Genomic DNA, 19,306 nt, shown 5'->3' with positions numbered 1-19,306 from the left:
GCCCAAGTGTAGCCGGGCCGGTCGCCGATGACGCCGGTACGGCCCGTATAATTCGCGGTCCCCAACGTTCCGCGGCGTCCCTGTCCATGTTCGAATCCCTGACCCAGCGCCTGTCCGGCACCATCGAGCGGCTGCGCGGCCGCGGCCGGCTGACCGAGGAGAACATCCGCGAGTCGCTGCGCGAGGTCCGCATCGCGCTGCTGGAAGCCGACGTCGCGCTGCCGGTGGTGCAGGCGCTGATCGAGCGGATCAAGGTCCGTGCGGTCGGCCAGGAGGTGCTGAAGTCGCTGACCCCGGGTCAGGCACTGATCAAGGTCGTGCGCGACGAGATGACCACGGTCATGGGGTCGCAGGCCAACGACCTGAATCTCAACGTGCCGGCTCCGGCGGTCATCCTGATGGCCGGCCTGCAGGGCGCGGGCAAGACCACCACGGTCGGCAAGCTGGCCAAGCACCTCAAGGACAAGCGCAAGAAGAAGGTCATGGTGGTGTCGGCCGACGTCTACCGGCCGGCGGCGATCGCCCAGCTGGAGACGCTGGCCCAGCAGGTGGACGTGCTGTTCTTCCCGTCCACGGCCGACCAGAAGCCCGAGGCCATCGTCCGCGCCGCGATCGACGATGCGCGCAAGTCCTTCGTCGACGTGCTGATCGTCGATACCGCCGGCCGCCTCGCGATCGACGAGGCGATGATGGCGGAGATCAAGGCGCTGCACGCCGCGGTCAACCCGGCCGAGACCCTGTTCGTGGTCGACTCGATGACCGGCCAGGACGCGGCCAACACCGCCAAGGCGTTCGGGGAGGCGCTGCCGCTGACCGGTGTGGTCCTGACCAAGACCGACGGTGACGCCCGCGGCGGCGCGGCGCTGTCGGTGCGCTACGTGACTGGCAAGCCGATCAAGTTCATCGGCGTCAGCGAGAAGCCCGACGGCCTGGACGTGTTCCACCCCGACCGAGTCGCCAGCCGCATCCTCGACATGGGCGACGTGCTGAGCCTGGTCGAGCAGGTCGAGCAGCAGGTCGACAAGGACAAGGCGACCAGGCTGGCCGAGAAGGTCGCCAAGGGCAAGAAGTTCGACCTCAACGACATGAAGGACCAGCTCGAGCAGATGCAGAACATGGGCGGCATCAGCGGCCTGATGGACAAGCTGCCGGGCATGGGCCAGATCCCCGAGTCGGTGAAGGCGCAGGTGACCGGCAAGGAAGTCCCGCGCCTGGTGGCCATCATCAACTCGATGACCAAGAAGGAGCGCCGTAACCCGGCGTTGCTGAACGGATCCCGCCGCAAGCGGATCGCCGCCGGCGCCGGCGTTACACCGGCCGACGTAAACAAGCTGATGAAGCAGTACCAGCAGATGGAGAAAATGATGGGCAAGCTGGGCCGCGGCGGCATGAAGGGCATGATGCGCGGCATGCGCGGGATGATGGGCGGTCGCGGCGGCATGCCGTTCTAGGGCCGTACGGCGGCGCTTCCATCGAGGGCGGAACACCCTTTATACTTGCCGGCTTACCCCGTCATCCCGGCGGCTGGGCAACACAGGAAAGCAACCCCATGGTCAAGATCCGACTGACCCGCGGCGGCGCCAAGAAGCGTCCCTTCTACCACATCATCGTCACCGACAGCCGCAGCGCCCGCGACGGCCGCAACATCGAGCGCGTTGGTTTCTACAACCCGATTGCCACTGGTGGCGAGAAGCGCGTCGAGCTCGACCTCGAGCGCGTGAAGCACTGGCTGGGCAACGGCGCGCAGCTGACCGACAAGGTCGCCGTGCTGTACAAGGAAGCGGCCAAGACCGCTACCGCGGCCTGATCTGCCGGGCCGCCCACGCGGCGGCCCGCTTCCGGCAATGAACGATCAAGGGCGTCGCATCCTCCTCGGCAGGGTGGCCGGCGCGCTTGGCTTGCGTGGCGAGGTCAAGCTCGAGTCCTGGACCGAGCCCCGCCTGGAGATTTTCCGTTACCAGCCCTGGACCCTGCGCGACGCGCAGGGCCGCGAGCGGCTGGTCGAGGGCGTACGCGGGCACGAGCAAGGCAAGCACTTGGTGGCGCGCTTCCCCGACGTCGATGACCGCACTGCGGCCGAGGCCCTGCGGGGACTGGAGATCCACGTCCCGCGTGACGCGCTGCCCCCGCCCAAGCCGGGCGAGTTCTACTGGGTCGACCTGGAAGGGCTGCGCGTGGTCAACCTCGAAGGGGTCGACCTGGGGAACGTCTCCCACCTGTTCTCCACCGGTGCCAACGACGTGCTGGTCGCGCGCGACTCCGAGCGTGAGCGCATGATCCCGTTCGTGAGGCCGCAGTACGTGACCGACATCGACCTGGCAACGCGCACGATCACCGTCGACTGGGACCCGGACTTCTAGTTCGCGCCGCATGCGCATCGACGTCATCAGCCTGTTCCCCGACTTCATCGCCCAGTGTGCGGCGTTCGGGGTGACCGGGCGCGCGGTCGAGCGGGGGCTCCTGTCGCTGCATGCCTGGAACCCGCGTGACCACGCCGAGGGCAACTACCGCCGGGTGGACGACCGTCCGTTCGGCGGTGGCCCTGGCATGGTGATGTTGATCGATCCGTTGCGTGCCAGCCTGGCCGCGGCCCGTGCCGACGACCCGGCGCCGGCGCGGGTCATCTACTTGAGCCCGCAGGGCGCGCCGCTGACCCAAGCCAAGGCCCGCGAACTGGCCGGCCAGGAACGGCTCGTGCTGCTGTGCGGGCGCTACGAAGGAATCGATGAGCGTTTCATCGAGGCCGAGGTGGACGAGGAGCTGTCGATCGGCGACTACGTGCTGTCCGGCGGCGAGCTGGCCGCGGCGGTGGTGGTCGACGCCGTGGCGCGGCTGCAGGACGGCGCGCTCAACGATGCCGAGTCGGCGGTGCAGGACAGCTTCGAGGACGGCCTGCTGGACTGCCCGCACTACACCCGCCCGGTCGAGCACGCACTGGGCACGGTGCCGGCGGTGCTGATGTCGGGCAACCATGCCGAGATCGCCCGCTGGCGCCGGCAGCAGTCGCTGGTGCGGACGCTGCAGCGGCGGCCGGACCTGCTGGACGAGGCGGCGCTGTCGAAGGCCGACCGCAAGCTGCTGGACGCATGGCGGACCCGGCAAGCGGGCAAGGGTAGCTAACCCCTAGCCACACAAGGAAATTTGCCGCTATAATGCGCGGCTTAGCTGCATCCACGCCATGACGCGGGTCCACGTGCACTCGCGCAACAACTAATCCAACAGGCCGTCACCATGAACAAGCCCTCGCTCAACACGCTGCTGCAGGAATTCGAGACCGGACAGGTGCAGCGCCAGCTGCCCGCGTTCAGCCCCGGCGACACCGTCGTCGTCAACGTCAAGGTCAAGGAAGGCAACCGCGAGCGCGTCCAGGCCTACGAGGGCGTGGTCATCGCGACCAAGAACGCCGGCCTCAACTCCGCCTTCACCGTCCGCAAGATCTCGCACGGTTTCGGCGTCGAGCGCGTGTTCCAGACCCACAGCTCCACCATCGATTCGGTCGAAGTGAAGCGCCGTGGCAAGGTCCGCGCCGGCAAGCTGTACTACCTGCGTGGCCTGGAAGGCAAGAAGGCGCGCATCAAGGAAGACCTGGCCGCCTACGCCAAGGCGAAGGCCGAGGCCGCCGCAGCCGCGGAGTAATCCGCGTCGCGCGATGCGCAGCAACGGCCGCCTCCGGGCGGCCGTTTGCGTTTGGGGTGTTGGGGCGTGGGGCCAGCGGCCAGTGCATTGTCCCGGTTCATTCCGCTCCCACCCGGCTTTTCTACAATCGTTCAATGACATCGACCCCTTCGATCGAAGCCCCCGGCACGGTGCGCCTGGACCTGTGGCTTTGGGCGGCGCGGTTCTTCAAGACGCGCAGCCTGGCGCGCGACGCGATCGAGCACGGCAAGGTCGAGGTCGGTGGGCAGCGCCCGAAAGCGTCGCGTGCCGTGCGCGTCGGGGATGCCCTGCGGATCGGCCGCGGCGATGAGCTGTTCCACGTCACGGTGCTCGGGTTGAGCGATACCCGCGGGCCGGCGAAGGTGGCCCAGTCGCTCTACGAGGAGTCGGCCGAATCGCGCAGCGAGCGCGAACGCCTGCGTGCCTTGCGGGCAGCCGAGCGTGCGGGGTACCGCCCGCCGGAGACGCGGCCGGACAAACGCGCGCGGCGGCTCATCCGCGCCCTGGGCGATATCGACGCCCTGTAAGCGCTGCTTCGCCGACGACCCAACGCTAGAACGCCTTTGTCGCGTCCAGCCCGACCATCCAGTGCCGCCCTGGCGCCGGCTCAAAGTACCGCCCGCCGCCGGCGTTGACGATGACCGAGCCGACCACGTCGCGGTCGAACAGGTTGTTGACCCGGGCGAACCCGCGCCATTCCAGCCCCGCCGTGCGGAACCGCCGCTCGGCCGCCAGGTCGAAGCTGGCGTAGGCCGGCGCCGCTTCGCTGTTGGCGTCGTCGGCGAACACCCGGTCGACGAAGCGGCCCTGCAACATCACGTCGGTGTGCTCCACCGGGCGCCAGCGCAGTTCCGCCCAGGCCGTGTTGCGCGCCAGTCCGGGGATATGCCGGCCGGCTTCGATCACCACGTCGTCCTGGTTGCACGGTGGGCTGCCGCACACGACGAAGTCGTCGCGGTAGCGCGCATCCAGGAAGGTGTAGGCGGCGGCGAGGTGCCAACGCGGCGCAAGCGCGCCGTCGACCGCGAACTCCGCGCCGCGCCGGCGTGTCGTCCCCGCATTGTCGTAGACGCTGCGCCCACCCTCGTTGGCGGCGACCACCAGTTCGTCGGTGGTCCGGCTGTGGAACAGCGCGGCCGAGTATGCCCAGCCCCCATGGCGCGCCCGCACGCCGATTTCCTGGTTGCGGCTGCGCGCCGGCGCCAGCGTGTCGTTGAGTCCGCCCTGGCCGTCACTGCGGTACGCCAGCTCCGAGAAGGTCGGCGTCTCGAACCCGGCGCCCGCGTTGGCGTACAGGCTGAGCCACGGCGTTGCCCGGAAGAGCACGCCGGCCACTGGCGAGGTGCGCGCGTACTCCAGCGCACCGCTGTCATCGGGGTTGATGGCGGTGACGAAGCGGTCGTCCGACTCGAACTCGACCTCGCTGCGGCGCACGCCCACGTGCAGGCGCCAGCGCTCGGCCGGCGCCCATTCGGCCTGCAGGTACACGTCGTTGGCGGTCACCCGGTTGCGCTCGTCGCGGCGCAGCGCGCCGACAACGCCGACGTCGTTGCCGGTGAAGTTTTCGAAACCCAGCCGGTGCTCGTCCGACACTTCGTAGTCGAACCCGGCGGTCAGCGCGAACGGCCCACCGGCCAGCTCGGTGGACCAACGCCAGCGGCCGTCGATGCCGTGGTAGTCGCGGTCCAGGTCGATCGCGCCGCCGTTGTGCAGGGGGTTGTCGCGCTGCACCGCCACCGGCACGGACAGCATCTGCGTGGTGGCGCGGTTGCCGGCCCAGGCGGTGACTGCGATCTCGTGGCCGGCCGACAGCGTGTGTTCCACGCGGGCGCCGAACTGGTCCTGCCGGACCGTCTTGCGGGTATCGAACGTGAGCGCGCCGTCGCTCGCCGCGCGGCGGTTGTCCCGCACCTGCGCCGCGGTCAGCCCTTGCGGATCGTCGGCGGTGAGGTCGAGTCCGTTGAACAACAGGGTGTATCGCCCGCCGTCCCCGAATGTGCCGCGCAGCAGCGCCTGCCCACTGGTGCGGTGCGAGCCGCTGTGGTCGCGGTAGCCGTCGCTGTCGATGTCGATCAGGTCGAGCAGCAGATCGCCCTGCGTGCCGGACCGCCCATCTTCCGCGCCCCACGGGGTGTGGAACGAAAGCGACGATTTGCGCAGCCCGTTGGCACCGGCGACGAAACCGGCACCCAGCGTCGGTACCGGTGGTGCGTCGGCGGTGAACAGTTCGATGACCCCGCCGGATGCATTGCCGTACAGCGCCGAGAACGGACCGCGCAGGACCTCGATCCGGCCGGCGGACTCCAGCGGGAAGTGCGAGACCTGGCCCTGGCCGTCCGGCATCGTCGCCGGGATGCCGTCGGTGTACAGCCGCACCCCGCGCACGCCGAAGGCCGCGCGTGCGCCGTAGCCGCGGATCGAGACCTGCAGGTCCTGCGCCTGGTTCTGCCGGTCGCGCGCGACCACACCTGGAACCCGCTGCAGCGATTCCGACAGGTCGATCCTGGGCTGTGCGCGGTCGATCTCGTCCGCATCGACCAGGTCGATCGCGGCCGGCACCAGCAGAGCGTCGTCGGGCGAGCGCGTGGCCGTGACCACCACCGAGTCCAGCTCGGTCGCGTCAACCCGCGACTGCGCGGCGGCGGGACCCGGCAGGAAAGCGACGGCGGGGACGAGGGCGAACAGGTAGGCGCGCATGGTCTTCCTTGTGTGCTGTGTGGGGGCACCATAGGCAACGCGCGTCACCCGGCGGGTGAAAGTGCGCGAACCGCGGCGCGACACGATCCGACTACGCGTCCCCGCGTGTCACCCCAGCGACTTGAGCCGGTACAGCGCCTCCAGCGCCTGCCGCGGAGTGAGTTCGTCGGGGTCGAGCGCCGCCAGTGCTTCCAGCGCCGCGGACGATGGTGCGAACAACCCGATCTGCTGCGGCTGGTCGAGCGCGGCGGCCGCCATCGATGGCCTGGGCGCGTCGCGGCTCTGCTGCTCCAGCTCGGCGAGCCGGCCGCGCGCCTGGCTTACCACCGCGCGCGGCAGTCCGGCCAGCGCGGCCACCTGCAGTCCGAAGCTGCGGTCGGCCGGCCCGTCCTTGACCGCGTGCATGAAGACGAGCGCGTCGCCGTGCTCGACCGCGTCGAGGTGGACGTTGGCGATGCCCGACCCCGGCTCGGCAAGCGTCGTCAGTTCAAAATAGTGCGTCGCAAACAGGGTGTAGGCACGGTTTGCCTGGGCCAGGTGCCGAGCACATGCTTCGGCCAGCGCGAGGCCGTCGTAGGTCGAGGTGCCGCGGCCGATCTCGTCCATCAGCACCAGCGACTGCTCGGTCGCATGGTGGAGGATGTAGCTGGTCTCGCTCATCTCGACCATGAAGGTCGACTGCCCGCGGGCAAGGTCGTCGCCGGCGCCAATGCGGGTCAGGATGCGGTCGACCGGGCCGATCACCGCGCGGCTTGCCGGCACGAAGCTGCCGATGTGGGCAAGCAGCACGATCAGCGCGTTCTGGCGCATGTAGGTGCTCTTGCCACCCATGTTCGGGCCGGTGATCACCAGCATCCGGCGGTCTTCGTGCAGGACCAGGTCGTTGGGCTCGAACGGCTCGTCGCGCACCGCCTCGACCACCGGGTGGCGCCCGCGCTCGATATGGATGCCCGGGTCTTCGGCCAGCTCGGGGCGGCTCCAGTCGAGCTGCTCCGCGCGCTCGGCCAGGCAGGCCAGCACGTCCAGCTCGGCGAGCGCGGCGGCGCAATGCTTGAGCGGCTCCAGCCGTCCAGCCAGCGCATCGAGCAGTTGCTCGTACAGCAGCCGCTCGCGCGCAAGCGCCCGTTCGCGCGCCGACAGCACCTTGTCCTCGAACGCCTTGAGTTCCTCGGTGATGTAGCGCTCGGCGTTGGTCAGCGTCTGGCGGCGTGTGTAGTGCGTCGGTGCCTTGGCTGCGTGCGCCTTGCCGACTTCCAGGTAATAGCCGTGGACCCGGTTGTAGCCGACCTTGAGGGTCGGGATGCCACTGGCTTCGCGCTCGCGCGCTTCCAGATCGACCAGGAACTGGTCGGCGTGGGTCGACAGCCTGCGCAACTCATCGAGTTCGGGGTCGTGGCCGTCGGCGAACACGCCGCCGTCGCGCGCGAGCACCGGCGGCTGGTCGACGATCGCGCACTTCAACAGGTGGGCGTGCTCATCGTGCTCGCCGAGTTCCCCGGCAAGCGTGGCCAGCCGCGGGGAGTCCAGCGGCCCCAGCAGGGCACGGACGCCGGGGAGCAGGCCGAGGCCGTCGCGCAGTGTCGACAGGTCACGGGGCCGCGCGCTGCGCAGGGCGATGCGCGACAGGATCCGCTCCAGATCCCCCAAGGCGCGGAAGAGTTCGCGCAAGCCGTCGCCGGCGCGCGAGTCGATCAGTGTCTGCACCGCCTGGTGGCGGCGGCGCAGCACGTCCCGGTCGCGCAGCGGCCGGTGCAGCCAGCGCCGCAGCAGGCGCCCGCCCATCGGTGTCACGGTCGAGTCGAGCACGCCGAGCAGGGTGTGGCGGTTGTCGCCGTCGACGCGCGTGTCGAGCTCGAGATGGCGGCGGGTGGCCGCGTTCATCGCTATCGCGCCGTCGCCGGATTCGAGCGCGATCGAGGTCAGGTGCGGGAGGCGTTGCTTCTGGGTTTCCTCGACGTAGCCGAGCAGGGCCGCCGCGGCGGCGATGGCCAGCGGCCGGTCGTCGATGCCGAAGCCGCCCAGGTCGTGCAGGCCGAAGAACCGCAGCAACTGGCGGCGGCCACTGTCGGCGTCGAACAGCCAGGGCGCGCGCCGACGCACGCCGCTACGGCCGGCGACGAAGGCCGGCCAGCCGTCCTCGTCGGCGCACAGGGTCTCGGCCGGTTCCAACCGCGCCAGCTCGGCCTCGAGCGCGTCCTCGCTGGCAACCTCGTTGACCAGGAAACGTCCGCCGGCCAGGTCCGCCCAGGCGATGCCGTAGCCGTGCTTCGACCGCGCGACCGCCAGCAGCAGGGTGTCGCGCCGCTCACTCAGAAGTGCTTCGTCGGTCACCGTGCCCGGCGTGACGATCCTCACCACCTTGCGTTCGACCAGGCCCTTGCTCGCCGCTGGGTCGCCGATCTGCTCGCATATGGCCACCGACTCGCCCATCGCCACCAGCCGGGCCAGGTAGCCCTCGGCCGAGTGGTGCGGCACGCCCGCCATCGGGATCGGCTGCCCGGCCGAACTGCCCCGCTGGGTCAGGGTGATGTCCAGCAGCCGGGCCGCCTTGCGGGCGTCATCGAAGAACAGCTCGTAGAAATCGCCCATCCGGAAGAACAGCAGCACGTCCGGATGCTCCGCCTTGGCGGCGAAGAACTGCTTCATCAGCGGCGTGTGTTCGGCGGGGCGCGAGGCGGTCGCGGCGTCGGTATTGGGCACTGGGTTCTGCGGTCTGGTCGGGAGGCTGCCGGCCGGAACCGGCAGGGCGGCCAGTATGCCAGCCGGGTGCGCGCGACCGGCGCGGCGGTATAGTGCGCGCATGAGCAAAGACGCCTCCGACACCGACCTGCACGCACTCGCGGAACAGGTCGGCGCCGCCGCCCGCCGCCACCACCACCGCCTGGTCACGGCCGAGAGTTGCACGGGTGGGTGGATCGCCAAGACGCTGACCGATGTTGCCGGTGCCTCGGAGTGGTTCGAGTCCGGCATGGCCGCCTACAGCTACGAGGCCAAGCAGGCACTGCTTGGCGTGCAGCCGTTGACGCTGGAGACCTACGGCGCGGTCAGCCGCGAGACCGTCATCGAAATGGTGTCCGGCGCGCTGGTGCATTCCGGCGCCAGCCTGGCCGTGGCCGTGACCGGTATCGCCGGGCCGGACGGCGGCACTGAGGACAAGCCGGTCGGCACGGTCTGGATCGCGTGGAAGCGCCGCGGCGGCTACCCGACCGCCGTGGTGTTCCATTTCGATGGCGACCGTGAGGCGGTGCGCCGCCAGACCGTGGCCGCCGCTTTGCACGGGCTGCTCGAGCTCGCCGGCTGACCCGACCCGTTGGGGGTTGCGTCGGGGGAAACGTCGTTAGTAGTATTGCTACTAATGAACACCCTGACCGAAACCCAGCACGCCATCCTGGCCCTCATCGCCGAGCGCATTGCGGTCGACGGGATGCCGCCGTCGCAGACCGAGATCGCGCGCGGGATGGGATTCTCCAGCGTTCGCGCCGCCCAGTACCACCTCGAGGCGCTCGAGCAGGCCGGTGCGATCCGGCGCGTGCCAGGCAAGGCGCGCGGGATCCGGTTGCTGCAGCCGCCGGTTGCCGACGGGGGCGAGCAGGACTCGCCGGTGCCCACGGCAGACGACGCATTGCGCCTGCCGGTGCTCGGCAGGGTGGCGGCGGGGTCGCCGATCGGAGCCGATGCCGGGGTCGACGACTACGTGCTGCTCGACCGCAACCTGTTCTTCCCTTCGCCGGACTACCTGCTCAAGGTCAAGGGCGACTCGATGCGCGACGAAGGCATCTTCGACGGCGACCTAATCGGTGTGCACCGCACGCCCGAGGCCCGCTCGGGCCAGATCGTGGTGGCGCGGATCGACGACGAGATCACCGTCAAGCTGCTGAAGATCGGCAAGGACCGGATCCGCCTGATGCCGCGCAACCCCGACTACGAGCCGATCGAGGTGCTGCCCGACCAGGACTTCGCGATCGAAGGGCTCTACTGCGGCCTGGTCCGCCGGGGGCGGTGACGGTGCTGTCCGGGGTCCTGTCGGGGTGTTTCCCGACCCGCGAGGCCGACAGGTGCCGATCGTCCGCCTCATGCCCACGCACTAGATTCAATAGCGCCGGTGCAGTCGCAGTCCATGCGACCGGCGCCGCCTAACCTGCACACATCACCTGACGCCACCAAGGAATCCCACGATGGACGAGAACAAGAAGCGCGCACTGGCTGCCGCACTGGGCCAGATCGAGAAGCAGTTCGGCAAGGGCTCGGTCATGCGCATGGGCGACCGCGTGGTGGAGGCGGCCGAGGTCATCGGTACCGGCTCGCTGATGCTCGACATCGCGCTGGGCATCGGCGGCCTGCCGAAGGGCCGCGTGGTGGAGATCTACGGGCCGGAGTCCTCCGGCAAGACCACCCTGACCCTGCAGGCGATCGCGCAGTGCCAGAAGGCCGGCGGCACCGCGGCCTTCATCGACGCCGAGCACGCGCTCGACCCGATCTACGCCGCCAAGCTGGGTGTCAACGTCGACGACCTGCTGCTGAGCCAGCCCGACACCGGCGAACAGGCGCTGGAGATCGCCGACATGCTGGTGCGTTCGGCCGCGGTCGACATCGTGGTGATCGACTCGGTGGCGGCGCTGACGCCCCGCGCCGAGATCGAGGGCGAGATGGGCGACCAGCTGCCGGGCCTGCAGGCGCGACTGATGAGCCAGGCGTTGCGCAAGCTCACCGGCAATATCAAGCGCTCCAACACGCTGGTGGTGTTCATCAACCAGCTGCGCCACAAGATCGGCCAGATGATGCCGGGCCAGAGCCCGGAGACCACCACCGGTGGCAATGCACTGAAGTTCTACGCCTCCGTGCGCCTGGACATCCGCCGCATCGGTGCGATCAAGAAGGGCGACGAGATCATCGGCAACCAGACCAAGATCAAGGTCGTCAAGAACAAGATGGCGCCGCCGTTCAAGCAGGTCATCACCGAGATCCTGTACGGCCAGGGCATCTCCCGCGAGGGCGAGCTGATCGACATGGGCGTGGAGGCCAAGCTGGTGCAGAAGGCGGGCGCCTGGTACAGCATGGGCGAGGAGCGGATCGGCCAGGGCAAGGAGAACGCCCGGCAGTACCTCAAGGAGAACCCCGCGGTCGCCCAGCGGCTCGAGGCGGAACTGCGCGAGAAGTTCGTGCCCGCCGAGGCCCGCCCGGGTGAGGACGACGACCGCGATGAAGCCGATGCCTGAGTTCCGCTGACACCCGATGGCCGACGACCGTCCCGACGATGAGGGCCGCGACGGCGGCCTGTTCGGCAACGACCCGGTGGCGACGCCGGGTCGTCGCCGCAAGCGGCAACCGGCCAGCACCACCCAGCGGGCGCTCGGCCTGCTGGTGCGGCGCGAACATTCGCGCAAGGAGCTGACCCGCAAGCTGGTGACCCGCGGCCTGGACGCCGACGAGGTCAAGGCGGCGGTCGAGAAGCTGGCCGACGCGGGCTGGCAGGACGACACCCGTTTTGCCGAGGGCCTGGTCCGCAACCGGGCCAACAGCGGATACGGCCCGATCCACATCCGCGCCGAACTCGGCACCCATGGCCTCGACAGCGACGCGATCGCCGCGGCGATGGACAGCTTTGAAGGCGACTGGCTCGACAGCGCCCGCGACCTGGTGCGCCGCCGGTACGGCGACGGGGCCCCGGATGACTTGGCCCTCCGTCGCAAGGCCGCGGACCTGCTGATGCGCCGCGGATTTCCCGGCGACATCGTCCGATCCGCCACCCGTTTCGATCCCGACGACTGACCCCGGGCCGGGCCCCTCCAGCCGCCCGTCCGGCCGCCTCGCGGCATGCCCCACGCCGGGCCCCGCCGGCTCGGCATCGCAGCCTTCCCCCTGTTACGCTAAACGGCTCCCACGGTTGCCCGCGCAGCCCGTCGGCCCGGCTGCGGGTTGCCGACGTCGCGACAACCTGCCCAGCCCTTCCGATTCCGCGTGCCAGGCATGAAGACCACCAACGACATCCGTCGCGACTTCCTCGATTTCTTCCGCGAGCGCGGCCATACCATCGTGCCGTCCGCGCCGCTGGTGCCAGCCAACGATCCGACGTTGTTGTTCACCAACTCGGGCATGGTCCAGTTCAAGAACGTCTTCCTGGGCAGCGAGAAGCCCGGTTACGTGCGCGCGGCCGATGTCCAGCGCTGCCTGCGCGCCGGCGGCAAGCACAACGACCTCGACCAGGTCGGCTACACCGCGCGCCACCACACCTTCTTCGAGATGCTGGGCAATTGGTCGTTCGGCGACTACTTCAAGGAAGACGCGATCCGCTGGGCGTGGCAACTGCTGACCGAAGTCTGGAAGTTGCCGGCCGACCGCCTGACCGTCACCGTCTACCAGACCGACGACGAGGCCTATGCCATCTGGCGCGACCAGATTGGGGTGCCGGAGGCGCGCATCATCCGCATCGGCGACAACAAGGGTGCGCCGTTCGCCTCGGACAACTTCTGGCAGATGGCCGACACCGGTCCGTGTGGCCCGTGCACCGAGATCTTCTATGACCACGGCGAGCACCACTTCGGCGGCCCGCCCGGCTCGCCCGACGAGGACGGCGACCGCTTCATCGAGATCTGGAACCTGGTGTTCATGCAGTTCGACCGCCAGCCCGACGGCAGCCTCGCGCCGCTGCCGGCGCCGTGCGTCGACACCGGCATGGGCCTGGAGCGCCTGGCTGCGATCCTGCAGGGCAAGCACGGCAACTACGAGATCGACATCTTCCAGCACCTGATCGGGGCCGCCGCCGGCCTGACAGGCACCGACGACCTGGACAACAAATCGCTGCGGGTGATCGCCGACCACATCCGCGCCTGCAGCTTCCTCATCGTCGACGGCGTGCTGCCGTCCAACGAAGGCCGGGGTTACGTGCTGCGCCGGATCATCCGCCGGGCCCTACGCCATGGCTGGATGCTCGGCCAGAAGGGGCCGTTCTTCCATCGCATGCTCGGTCCGCTGATCGAGGCGATGGGTGATGCGTATCCCGAGCTGGCGGCCAACCGCGCCCTGATCGACCGCGCGCTGCTGGCCGAGGAGGAGCGTTTCGCCGAGACGCTCGACTCGGGCATGCGGATCTTCGACGAGGTCGTGGCGCGCTCGCAGGATGGCGTGATCCCCGGTGCCGACGCGTTCCGCCTGTATGACACCTACGGCTTCCCGGTGGACCTGACGGCGGACATCGCGCGCGAGCGCGGCCTGTCGATCGACATGGACGGCTTCGAAAAAGCGATGGCGCAGCAGCGTGAGACCGCCCGCGCCGCTGGCAAGTTCGGCGGCGGCACCACGCTGCCGGCCGAACTGGTCGCGCAGCTCCAGCCGACCGGGTTCATGGGCTACGACACGCTCACAGCGGGTGGCCTGGAAGTGGTTGCACTGCTCAAGGAAGGACGCCCGGTCGAAGCGATCGAAGCGGGCGACGAGGCGCTGGTCATCCTCGACCGCACCCCGTTCTACGCCGAGAGCGGCGGCCAGGTCGGCGACGCCGGGGAGCTGGACGGCGAAGGCATGCGGTTCGCCGTCGCCGATACGCTCAAGCTTGCCGGGCAGTTCCACGGCCATGTCGGGCGCCTTGCGACGGGCACCCTCAAGCGAGGCGACCACGTGCTGGGGTCGGTCGATGGCGCGCGCCGTGGCGCGATCGTGCTGAACCACTCGGCGACCCACCTGCTGCATGCTGCGCTGCGTTCGGTGCTGGGCGAGCACGTGGTCCAGAAGGGGTCGCTGGTGGCGCCCGAGCGCCTGCGCTTCGACTTCGCCCACTTCCAGCCCGTCAGCGCCGATGAACTTGCCGAGATCGAGCGCCGCGTCAATGCCGAAATCCGGGCCAACCACGAGGCCGAGATCCACCACATGGGCATGCAGGACGCGCTCGACTTCGGTGCGATGGCGCTGTTCGGCGAGAAGTATGGCGACGAGGTCCGCGTGTTGCGGATGGGCGGCGCCTCGACCGAGCTGTGTGGCGGCACGCACGTCGGTCGCACCGGTGACATCGGCCTGTTCAAGATCGTGTCCGAAGGCGGCGTCTCCGCCGGCGTGCGCCGGATCGAGGCGCTGAGCGGGCAGGGTGCACTCGACCACGTTGCGCGCGAGGAGGAGCGTCTGGCCGAGGCCGCGCGCCTGCTGGGCGGCAACCCGTCGGACCTGGGCGACAAGCTGCGCGTCCTGCTTGATCGCCAGAAGAAGCTCGAGCGCGAACTCGAAGCGCTCAAGGCCAAGGCGGCCTCGGGAGCGACTTCCGACCTGTCGGCCTCGGCGGTCGACGTCGGCGGTTTCAAGGTGCTGGCTGCCCGCGTCGAGGGGCTCGATGCCAAGGCCTTGCGCGACGCCCTCGACCGGCTCAAGCAGCAGCTCGGCGACGCCGTCGTGCTGCTGGCCGGCGCGAACGATGGCAAGGCCGCACTGGTCGCCGGCGTGAGTGGTTCCGCGTTGGGCCGGGTAAAGGCGGGCGAGCTGCTGGGCCACGTTGCCCGCCAGGTCAACGGCAAGGGTGGTGGCCGGCCCGACATGGCCCAGGGCGGTGGAGAAGACGGCCCGGCACTGGTCGCCGCGCTCTCGGCTGTGCCAAGTTGGGTGGCAAGCCAGGTGGGGTGAGGGCAGCGATCGCCCGCGCTTGTGGGGGTACCCGCGCACCCGGATAATCGATGTTTATCCAGCAGTTGGAACAGTCCCCGTATCATCGGGGCAACCGTCGACGCATGGAGCGTCGGCACAAGGAGAATTGGCAATGCTTATCCTGACGCGCCGCGTCGGTGAGACCCTGATGATCGGCGACTCGGTGACCGTCACCGTCCTCGGCGTCAAGGGCAACCAAGTACGTATCGGCATCACCGCCCCCAAAGACGTGGCGGTGCATCGCGAAGAGATCTACCAGCGCATCCAGCGGGGCGACGCCCCCGTCGATGGCGAAGAAAAAGACTCGGCCGACTGAAAAACGTTTGCCGTGTCCGGGGTGAGCCGTTATGCTCTCCGCCCGCACGCCGCATCGCGGACATGCTTTATCGCGGAGAGTTGCCCGAGTGGCTGAAGGGGCTCCCCTGCTAAGGGAGTATAGGGTTTATAGCTCTATCGAGGGTTCGAATCCCTCACTCTCCGCCAGTTCCATCGGCCGCCGAACAGGCGGCTTCGTGTTTCAGGAACTTCCTTCGTGGAGCCGGAACACACACCGGAAAATCGTTGACGGATCGCAGCACCCCCGTCATAATTTTCCGACTACGCGCCCGTAGCTCAGCTGGATAGAGCACCAGGCTACGAACTTGGGGGTCGGAGGTTCGAATCCTTCCGGGCGCGCCATACAAATGCGAAGGGTCAACGGGTCACTGCCCGTTGGCCCTTTTGCTTTGTGGGCGACGACGCAGGTGCGTCGCCGCCGGCGTTTCATTGTCGTTACATCGGCTGATTCGGCGCTTCCCGCCGACCTGATCGCCCGCGATCCCCCGTTGTCTGGAGCAGGCCGCCTGCGTGCGCGCCTTGCCGCATCCGGCGGCGCGACCACCAGGGGAACCCTCATGCACACGTGGACCGGCACGTTCGAGCACAACCAGGCCACTCCGCGGGTGCGTCCGTGAACATCCTGTCGGTCAGCCGGAAGAACCGGCTGGTGGTGATGCTGTGGCTGCTCGAGCTGGTGGTTATCGTTGCCGCGGTCACCGTGGCGGCGTGGCTGCGGTTCTTCGATGACCCCGAAGGCCTCGCGACCTTCAGCAGGGGCGCGCCGGCGCGACGCGTGCTGGTCGCGGCCATGGTCACGGTGGCGATGACCGCGTTCGGGTTGTACCAGGTGCACGTGCGGCACAGCCGGCAGGATTTCCTGCTCAGGCTGTTGCTGTCGTTCTCGCTCGGCGGCATCGGGTTGCTGGTGCTGTACTACCTGGTTCCGGTGACGTACATCGGGCGCGGTGTGCTGCTGCTGTCGCTGGTGCTGGCGTTCTGCGGCGTGGTTGCGACCCGCGCGGTCTGGCGGCAGGTGCACAACGCCGAAGCGATGAAGCGGCGCATCCTGGTGCTCGGGGCCGGCAACAACGCCAACCTGGTCAACCGACGGCTGAGGCGCCGGTCAGACCGCCGCTCGATGGTGGTGATCGGTTTCGTCCCGATACCCGGGCAAGCGGTCGAGGTGCCCGCGGACATGCTGGTGCCGATGGGTGACAGCCTGGTCGACCTGGCCCTGCGCCTCAACGTGTTCGAGATCGTGGTCGCGCCCGACGAGCGCCGCGGCGGCTTGCCGATGGACCAGATGCTGGCCTGCGCGCAGCGCGGCATCGCGATGACCGACCTGTCGACCTTCTTCGAGCGCGAGGCGGGCGTGGTCACCCTCAACATCGCCGATCCGTCCTGGCTTGTGTTCTCGCGCGGGTTCGAGACGTCGATGACACGACGCATGGGCAAGCGCTTCTTCGACCTCGCCGCCGCCGGCACGCTGCTGCTGCTGGCGTGGCCGGCGATGCTGCTGGTGGCGTTGTGCGTCCGGCTGGAATCCCCGGGGCCGGTGCTCTACCGGCAGGTGCGGGTGGGCGAGGGCGGCCGGAATTTCGAGCTGGTGAAGTTCCGCAGCATGCGGGTCGATGCGGAGGCCAACGGCGTCGCCCAGTGGGCCAGCAGCAATGACGACCGGGCGACACGGGTCGGGCGCTTCATCCGGACGGTGCGGCTGGACGAACTGCCGCAGTTGTTCAATGTGCTGAGCGGGGAGATGAGTTTCGTCGGACCCCGGCCGGAGCGCCCGCAGTTTGTCGAGCAGCTCAGCGAGGAGATCCGCTACTACGCGGTCCGCCATTGCGTGAAGCCGGGACTGACCGGCTGGGCACAGCTGCGCTACCCCTACGGTGCATCCGTGCGCGACGCCGAGGAGAAACTGAAGTTCGACCTGTTCTACGTGAAGAACCACGGCGCGGTGTTCGACCTGCTGATCCTGCTGCAGACCGTCGAGGTGGTGCTGTTCCGGCGGGGCGCTCGTTGAGTCCCGCGAACCGGACCCTACCGGGATCGCAGGGCGTGCGCGGCACGCCGGAGCGCGAAGGGCAGCAGTCCGAGTGCCTCGCGGCGCAGCACCGGGTCGCGGCTGGAACGCCAGGCCTGCGACGTCAGTGCCCACGCGTCGGCCCAGCGCGACTGCAGCAGCATGCCGCGTGCGATCCGCAGGTTGACCGCCGCCAGCGCACGCCGCCGGCCGGTCTCGTCGACCTGTCCGCGTGCGCGCTCGAGTGCGGCGGTCATCACCCCCAGGTAATCGTCGTAGGTGTGCGCCAGCGCCGAGAGGCCGTCGTCATGGCCGCGCATCGCGCGCACCATGACCTGGTCGACCACGCCGATGCGCCAGCGGCTGGCAATGCGCAGGTGGTATTCGATGTCCTCGGCGGTGCGCAGCGATTCGTCGAAGCCGCCGACGTCCTCGAACACCTCCCGCCGCATCACCACAGACGCCGGCACCAACGCCGGGTTGTGCAGGATCCAGCGCAGCACCCAGCCGTCCTCGGGGATCACGTCGCGCCGGCGGAACACGTCGATCGCGCGACCCTGTCGGTCGACCCGTGCAACGTCGCACAGGACCATGCCGGCCTCGGGGTGGGTCTCGAGCCAGGCGAGCTGCAGCGCGGTTTTCTCCGGGAGCCACTCATCGTCGCTGTCGAGCAAGGCGATGTACCGGCCCGTGGCGAGCCTCATGCCGTGGTTGCGCGCCGCCGACACGCCGGCGTTGGGCTGCCACACATGGCGCACCCGGTCGCCGAAGCGCGCCTGCAGCGCGGCACCGGTATCGTCGGTGGAGCCGTCGTCCACCACCAGGATCTCGTCGACGGCGCGTGTCTGCGCCAGCACCGAGTCGATCGCCCGGCATACCAGCTCGCGGCGGTTGAACGTCGGTATGACCACCGAAACCAGGGGTGACTCACTCATGCTCGCCGACCTCGCCAGGACATTGCTCCACGCCAGCGGCGCGCTGGGGCTGTACCACCGGTGGCGCAATGCGCGCACCCTGACCGTGGTGGGTTTCCACCGGGTGCTCGATCCGGCCGACCCCAGGTGGGCGTCGTGCGATCCCGACTACACCCTGCCGACGACGCTGCTCGCGCAATCGCTGGCGTTCTTCCGGCGCCACTACAACGTGGTGTCGCTGGCGCAGGTGGTGGACGCCAGTCGTGGCGTCGCCGCGCTGCCCCCGCGTGCGCTGCTGGTGACGTTCGACGATGGCTGGGCGGACAACGCCGAGTTCGCGCTGCCGGCCCTGCGGGAGGCTGGCGTGCCGGCAGCGATGTTCGTGGTGGCCGACGCGGTCGGTCGCCACCAGCCGTTCTTCCAGGAGCAACTCGTCTCGGCGTGGCGACGCGGCACCGTCACTGTCGCGGAACTCGCCCGGATGCTCGACGCGCACGGCGGCGGCGAGGGTGACCCGCCCGCGCGGGAGGAAAGCCTGCCGGCACTGCGTGCGGTGATCGCGCGAATGGAAGATCTGGAACCGGCCGCGCGTGCTTGCCTGCTGGCACCCCTTGCCGGGCGGCTCGACGACGGTCGCCGCCACATGGTGGACGTGGAAGAGTTGGAGCGCCTGCAGCAGGGTGGCGTCGCGCTGGGGTTGCATGGAAAGACCCACATCGCGCTGACCCGCGCGCCGGACCTGGAGGCCGAGCTGTCCGGCGCGCGTGACGCGCTGGCCGGTCATCTCGCGGCCGCGCGACCGCCGGCGCCAGCAATGTCGTTCCCCCACGGTGCACACGACGAGGCGGTGGTCGCGCGCGTGCGCGAAGCCGGCTACGCGCTCGCGTTCACCAGCGTGCCGGTGCTCAACCCCGCCCGCCCGACCGTCGGCTGGCTGCTGGGTCGCACCGGGTTCGAGGGAGGGACGGTAGTCGACGCCCGTGGCCGGTTCCGCCCCGAGCGGCTCGCGCTGTACCTGTTTCGCCGTCCCCACCAGCGCCTGGCCTGACGGTCGCGCGGGCGCGGGCCG

Annotated in this window: 17 protein-coding genes and 2 tRNA genes; 16 read left to right on the top strand and 3 right to left on the bottom strand. The window is 69.3% G+C overall.

All coding sequences use genetic code 11. The features are described 5' to 3' along the window. The first annotated feature begins 86 nt into the window (after nt 1–86). The 6 genes from ffh to KOD61_RS08370 all read left to right on the top strand — a co-directional run bounded on the left by ffh (nt 87) and on the right by KOD61_RS08370 (nt 4,184). Nucleotides 87–1,451, top strand: coding sequence for a signal recognition particle protein (ffh, locus tag KOD61_RS08395; RefSeq protein ID WP_215218264.1), 1,365 nt, complete (start codon nt 87–89; stop codon nt 1,449–1,451). Nucleotides 1,452–1,549: 98 nt separating this feature from the next. Then, a complete protein-coding gene (gene rpsP / locus KOD61_RS08390; RefSeq protein ID WP_215218263.1) occupies nt 1,550–1,807 on the top strand; it encodes a 30S ribosomal protein S16 in 258 nt (85 codons plus the stop codon). Nucleotides 1,808–1,844: 37 nt separating this feature from the next. After that, a complete protein-coding gene (gene rimM, locus KOD61_RS08385) occupies nt 1,845–2,360 on the top strand; it encodes a ribosome maturation factor RimM (RefSeq protein WP_215218262.1) in 516 nt (171 codons plus the stop codon). A 10-nt stretch (nt 2,361–2,370) separates the two neighbouring features. Continuing rightward, nucleotides 2,371–3,120, top strand: a complete 750-nt coding sequence (trmD, locus tag KOD61_RS08380; protein WP_215218261.1) for a tRNA (guanosine(37)-N1)-methyltransferase TrmD — start codon at nt 2,371–2,373, stop codon at nt 3,118–3,120. 111 nt (nt 3,121–3,231) lie between these two features. Then, nucleotides 3,232–3,636 carry a 50S ribosomal protein L19 gene (gene rplS, locus KOD61_RS08375; RefSeq protein WP_215218260.1) on the top strand — a complete coding sequence of 135 codons (405 nt, stop codon included), beginning with the start codon at nt 3,232–3,234 and terminating at the stop codon, nt 3,634–3,636. A gap of 134 nt (nt 3,637–3,770) precedes the next feature. Then, on the top strand, nt 3,771–4,184 hold the full coding sequence (locus KOD61_RS08370; protein ID WP_215218259.1) for an RNA-binding S4 domain-containing protein: 414 nt from the start codon (nt 3,771–3,773) through the stop codon (nt 4,182–4,184). A 25-nt stretch (nt 4,185–4,209) separates the two neighbouring features. Here KOD61_RS08370 and KOD61_RS08365 read toward each other — a convergent pair whose 3' ends face one another. Continuing rightward, nucleotides 4,210–6,354 (bottom strand): TonB-dependent receptor family protein, encoded by a 2,145-nt coding sequence (locus KOD61_RS08365; RefSeq protein ID WP_215218258.1) that lies wholly within the window; start codon nt 6,352–6,354, stop codon nt 4,210–4,212. Nucleotides 6,355–6,462: 108 nt separating this feature from the next. Further along, the gene (gene mutS, locus KOD61_RS08360) at nt 6,463–9,000 is read right to left on the bottom strand and encodes a DNA mismatch repair protein MutS (protein ID WP_251370707.1); all 2,538 of its coding nucleotides are present in this window, start codon (nt 8,998–9,000) and stop codon (nt 6,463–6,465) included. Nucleotides 9,001–9,154: 154 nt separating this feature from the next. Between mutS and KOD61_RS08355 the strand changes: the two genes are divergently transcribed. The 9 genes from KOD61_RS08355 to KOD61_RS08315 all read left to right on the top strand — a co-directional run bounded on the left by KOD61_RS08355 (nt 9,155) and on the right by KOD61_RS08315 (nt 17,323). Next, a complete protein-coding gene (locus tag KOD61_RS08355; protein ID WP_215218256.1) occupies nt 9,155–9,655 on the top strand; it encodes a CinA family protein in 501 nt (166 codons plus the stop codon). Between the two features lie 54 nt (nt 9,656–9,709). Then, on the top strand, nt 9,710–10,357 hold the full coding sequence (gene lexA, locus KOD61_RS08350; RefSeq protein WP_215218255.1) for a transcriptional repressor LexA: 648 nt from the start codon (nt 9,710–9,712) through the stop codon (nt 10,355–10,357). 172 nt (nt 10,358–10,529) lie between these two features. After that, entirely contained in the window at nt 10,530–11,570 is a 1,041-nt protein-coding gene (recA, locus tag KOD61_RS08345; protein WP_215218254.1) for a recombinase RecA, read from the top strand. A 16-nt stretch (nt 11,571–11,586) separates the two neighbouring features. After that, complete coding sequence (recX, locus tag KOD61_RS08340; protein WP_215218253.1) at nt 11,587–12,123, top strand: recombination regulator RecX; 537 nt, start codon at nt 11,587–11,589, stop codon at nt 12,121–12,123. 198 nt (nt 12,124–12,321) lie between these two features. Next, nucleotides 12,322–14,958: an alanine--tRNA ligase gene (alaS, locus tag KOD61_RS08335; protein ID WP_215218252.1), complete on the top strand. Its 2,637-nt coding sequence runs from the start codon at nt 12,322–12,324 to the stop codon at nt 14,956–14,958. Between the two features lie 133 nt (nt 14,959–15,091). Further along, the gene (gene csrA, locus KOD61_RS08330) at nt 15,092–15,295 is read left to right on the top strand and encodes a carbon storage regulator CsrA (RefSeq protein ID WP_215218251.1); all 204 of its coding nucleotides are present in this window, start codon (nt 15,092–15,094) and stop codon (nt 15,293–15,295) included. Nucleotides 15,296–15,369: 74 nt separating this feature from the next. Beyond that, nucleotides 15,370–15,462, top strand: a tRNA-Ser gene (locus tag KOD61_RS08325). Nucleotides 15,463–15,580: 118 nt separating this feature from the next. Next, nucleotides 15,581–15,657, top strand: a tRNA-Arg gene (locus KOD61_RS08320). A 271-nt stretch (nt 15,658–15,928) separates the two neighbouring features. Beyond that, entirely contained in the window at nt 15,929–17,323 is a 1,395-nt protein-coding gene (locus KOD61_RS08315; protein ID WP_251370553.1) for a TIGR03013 family XrtA/PEP-CTERM system glycosyltransferase, read from the top strand. Nucleotides 17,324–17,340: 17 nt separating this feature from the next. Here the strand turns inward: KOD61_RS08315 and KOD61_RS08310 are convergent, their stop codons facing one another. Further along, nucleotides 17,341–18,258: a glycosyltransferase family 2 protein gene (locus KOD61_RS08310; RefSeq protein ID WP_215218250.1), complete on the bottom strand. Its 918-nt coding sequence runs from the start codon at nt 18,256–18,258 to the stop codon at nt 17,341–17,343. On the opposite strand from KOD61_RS08310, the gene KOD61_RS08305 reads away from it, so the two are divergent. Continuing rightward, complete coding sequence (locus KOD61_RS08305; protein ID WP_215218249.1) at nt 18,227–19,285, top strand: polysaccharide deacetylase family protein; 1,059 nt, start codon at nt 18,227–18,229, stop codon at nt 19,283–19,285. The genes KOD61_RS08310 and KOD61_RS08305 overlap by 32 nt on opposite strands. Nucleotides 19,286–19,306: the final 21 nt, after the last annotated feature.

Source organism: Lysobacter luteus (genome assembly GCF_907164845.1).
Taxonomy (GTDB): Bacteria; Pseudomonadota; Gammaproteobacteria; order Xanthomonadales; family Xanthomonadaceae; genus Novilysobacter; species Novilysobacter luteus.
Note: the sequence above shows the minus strand (reverse complement) of the source record. Positions and strands in the feature narration are given on the sequence as shown.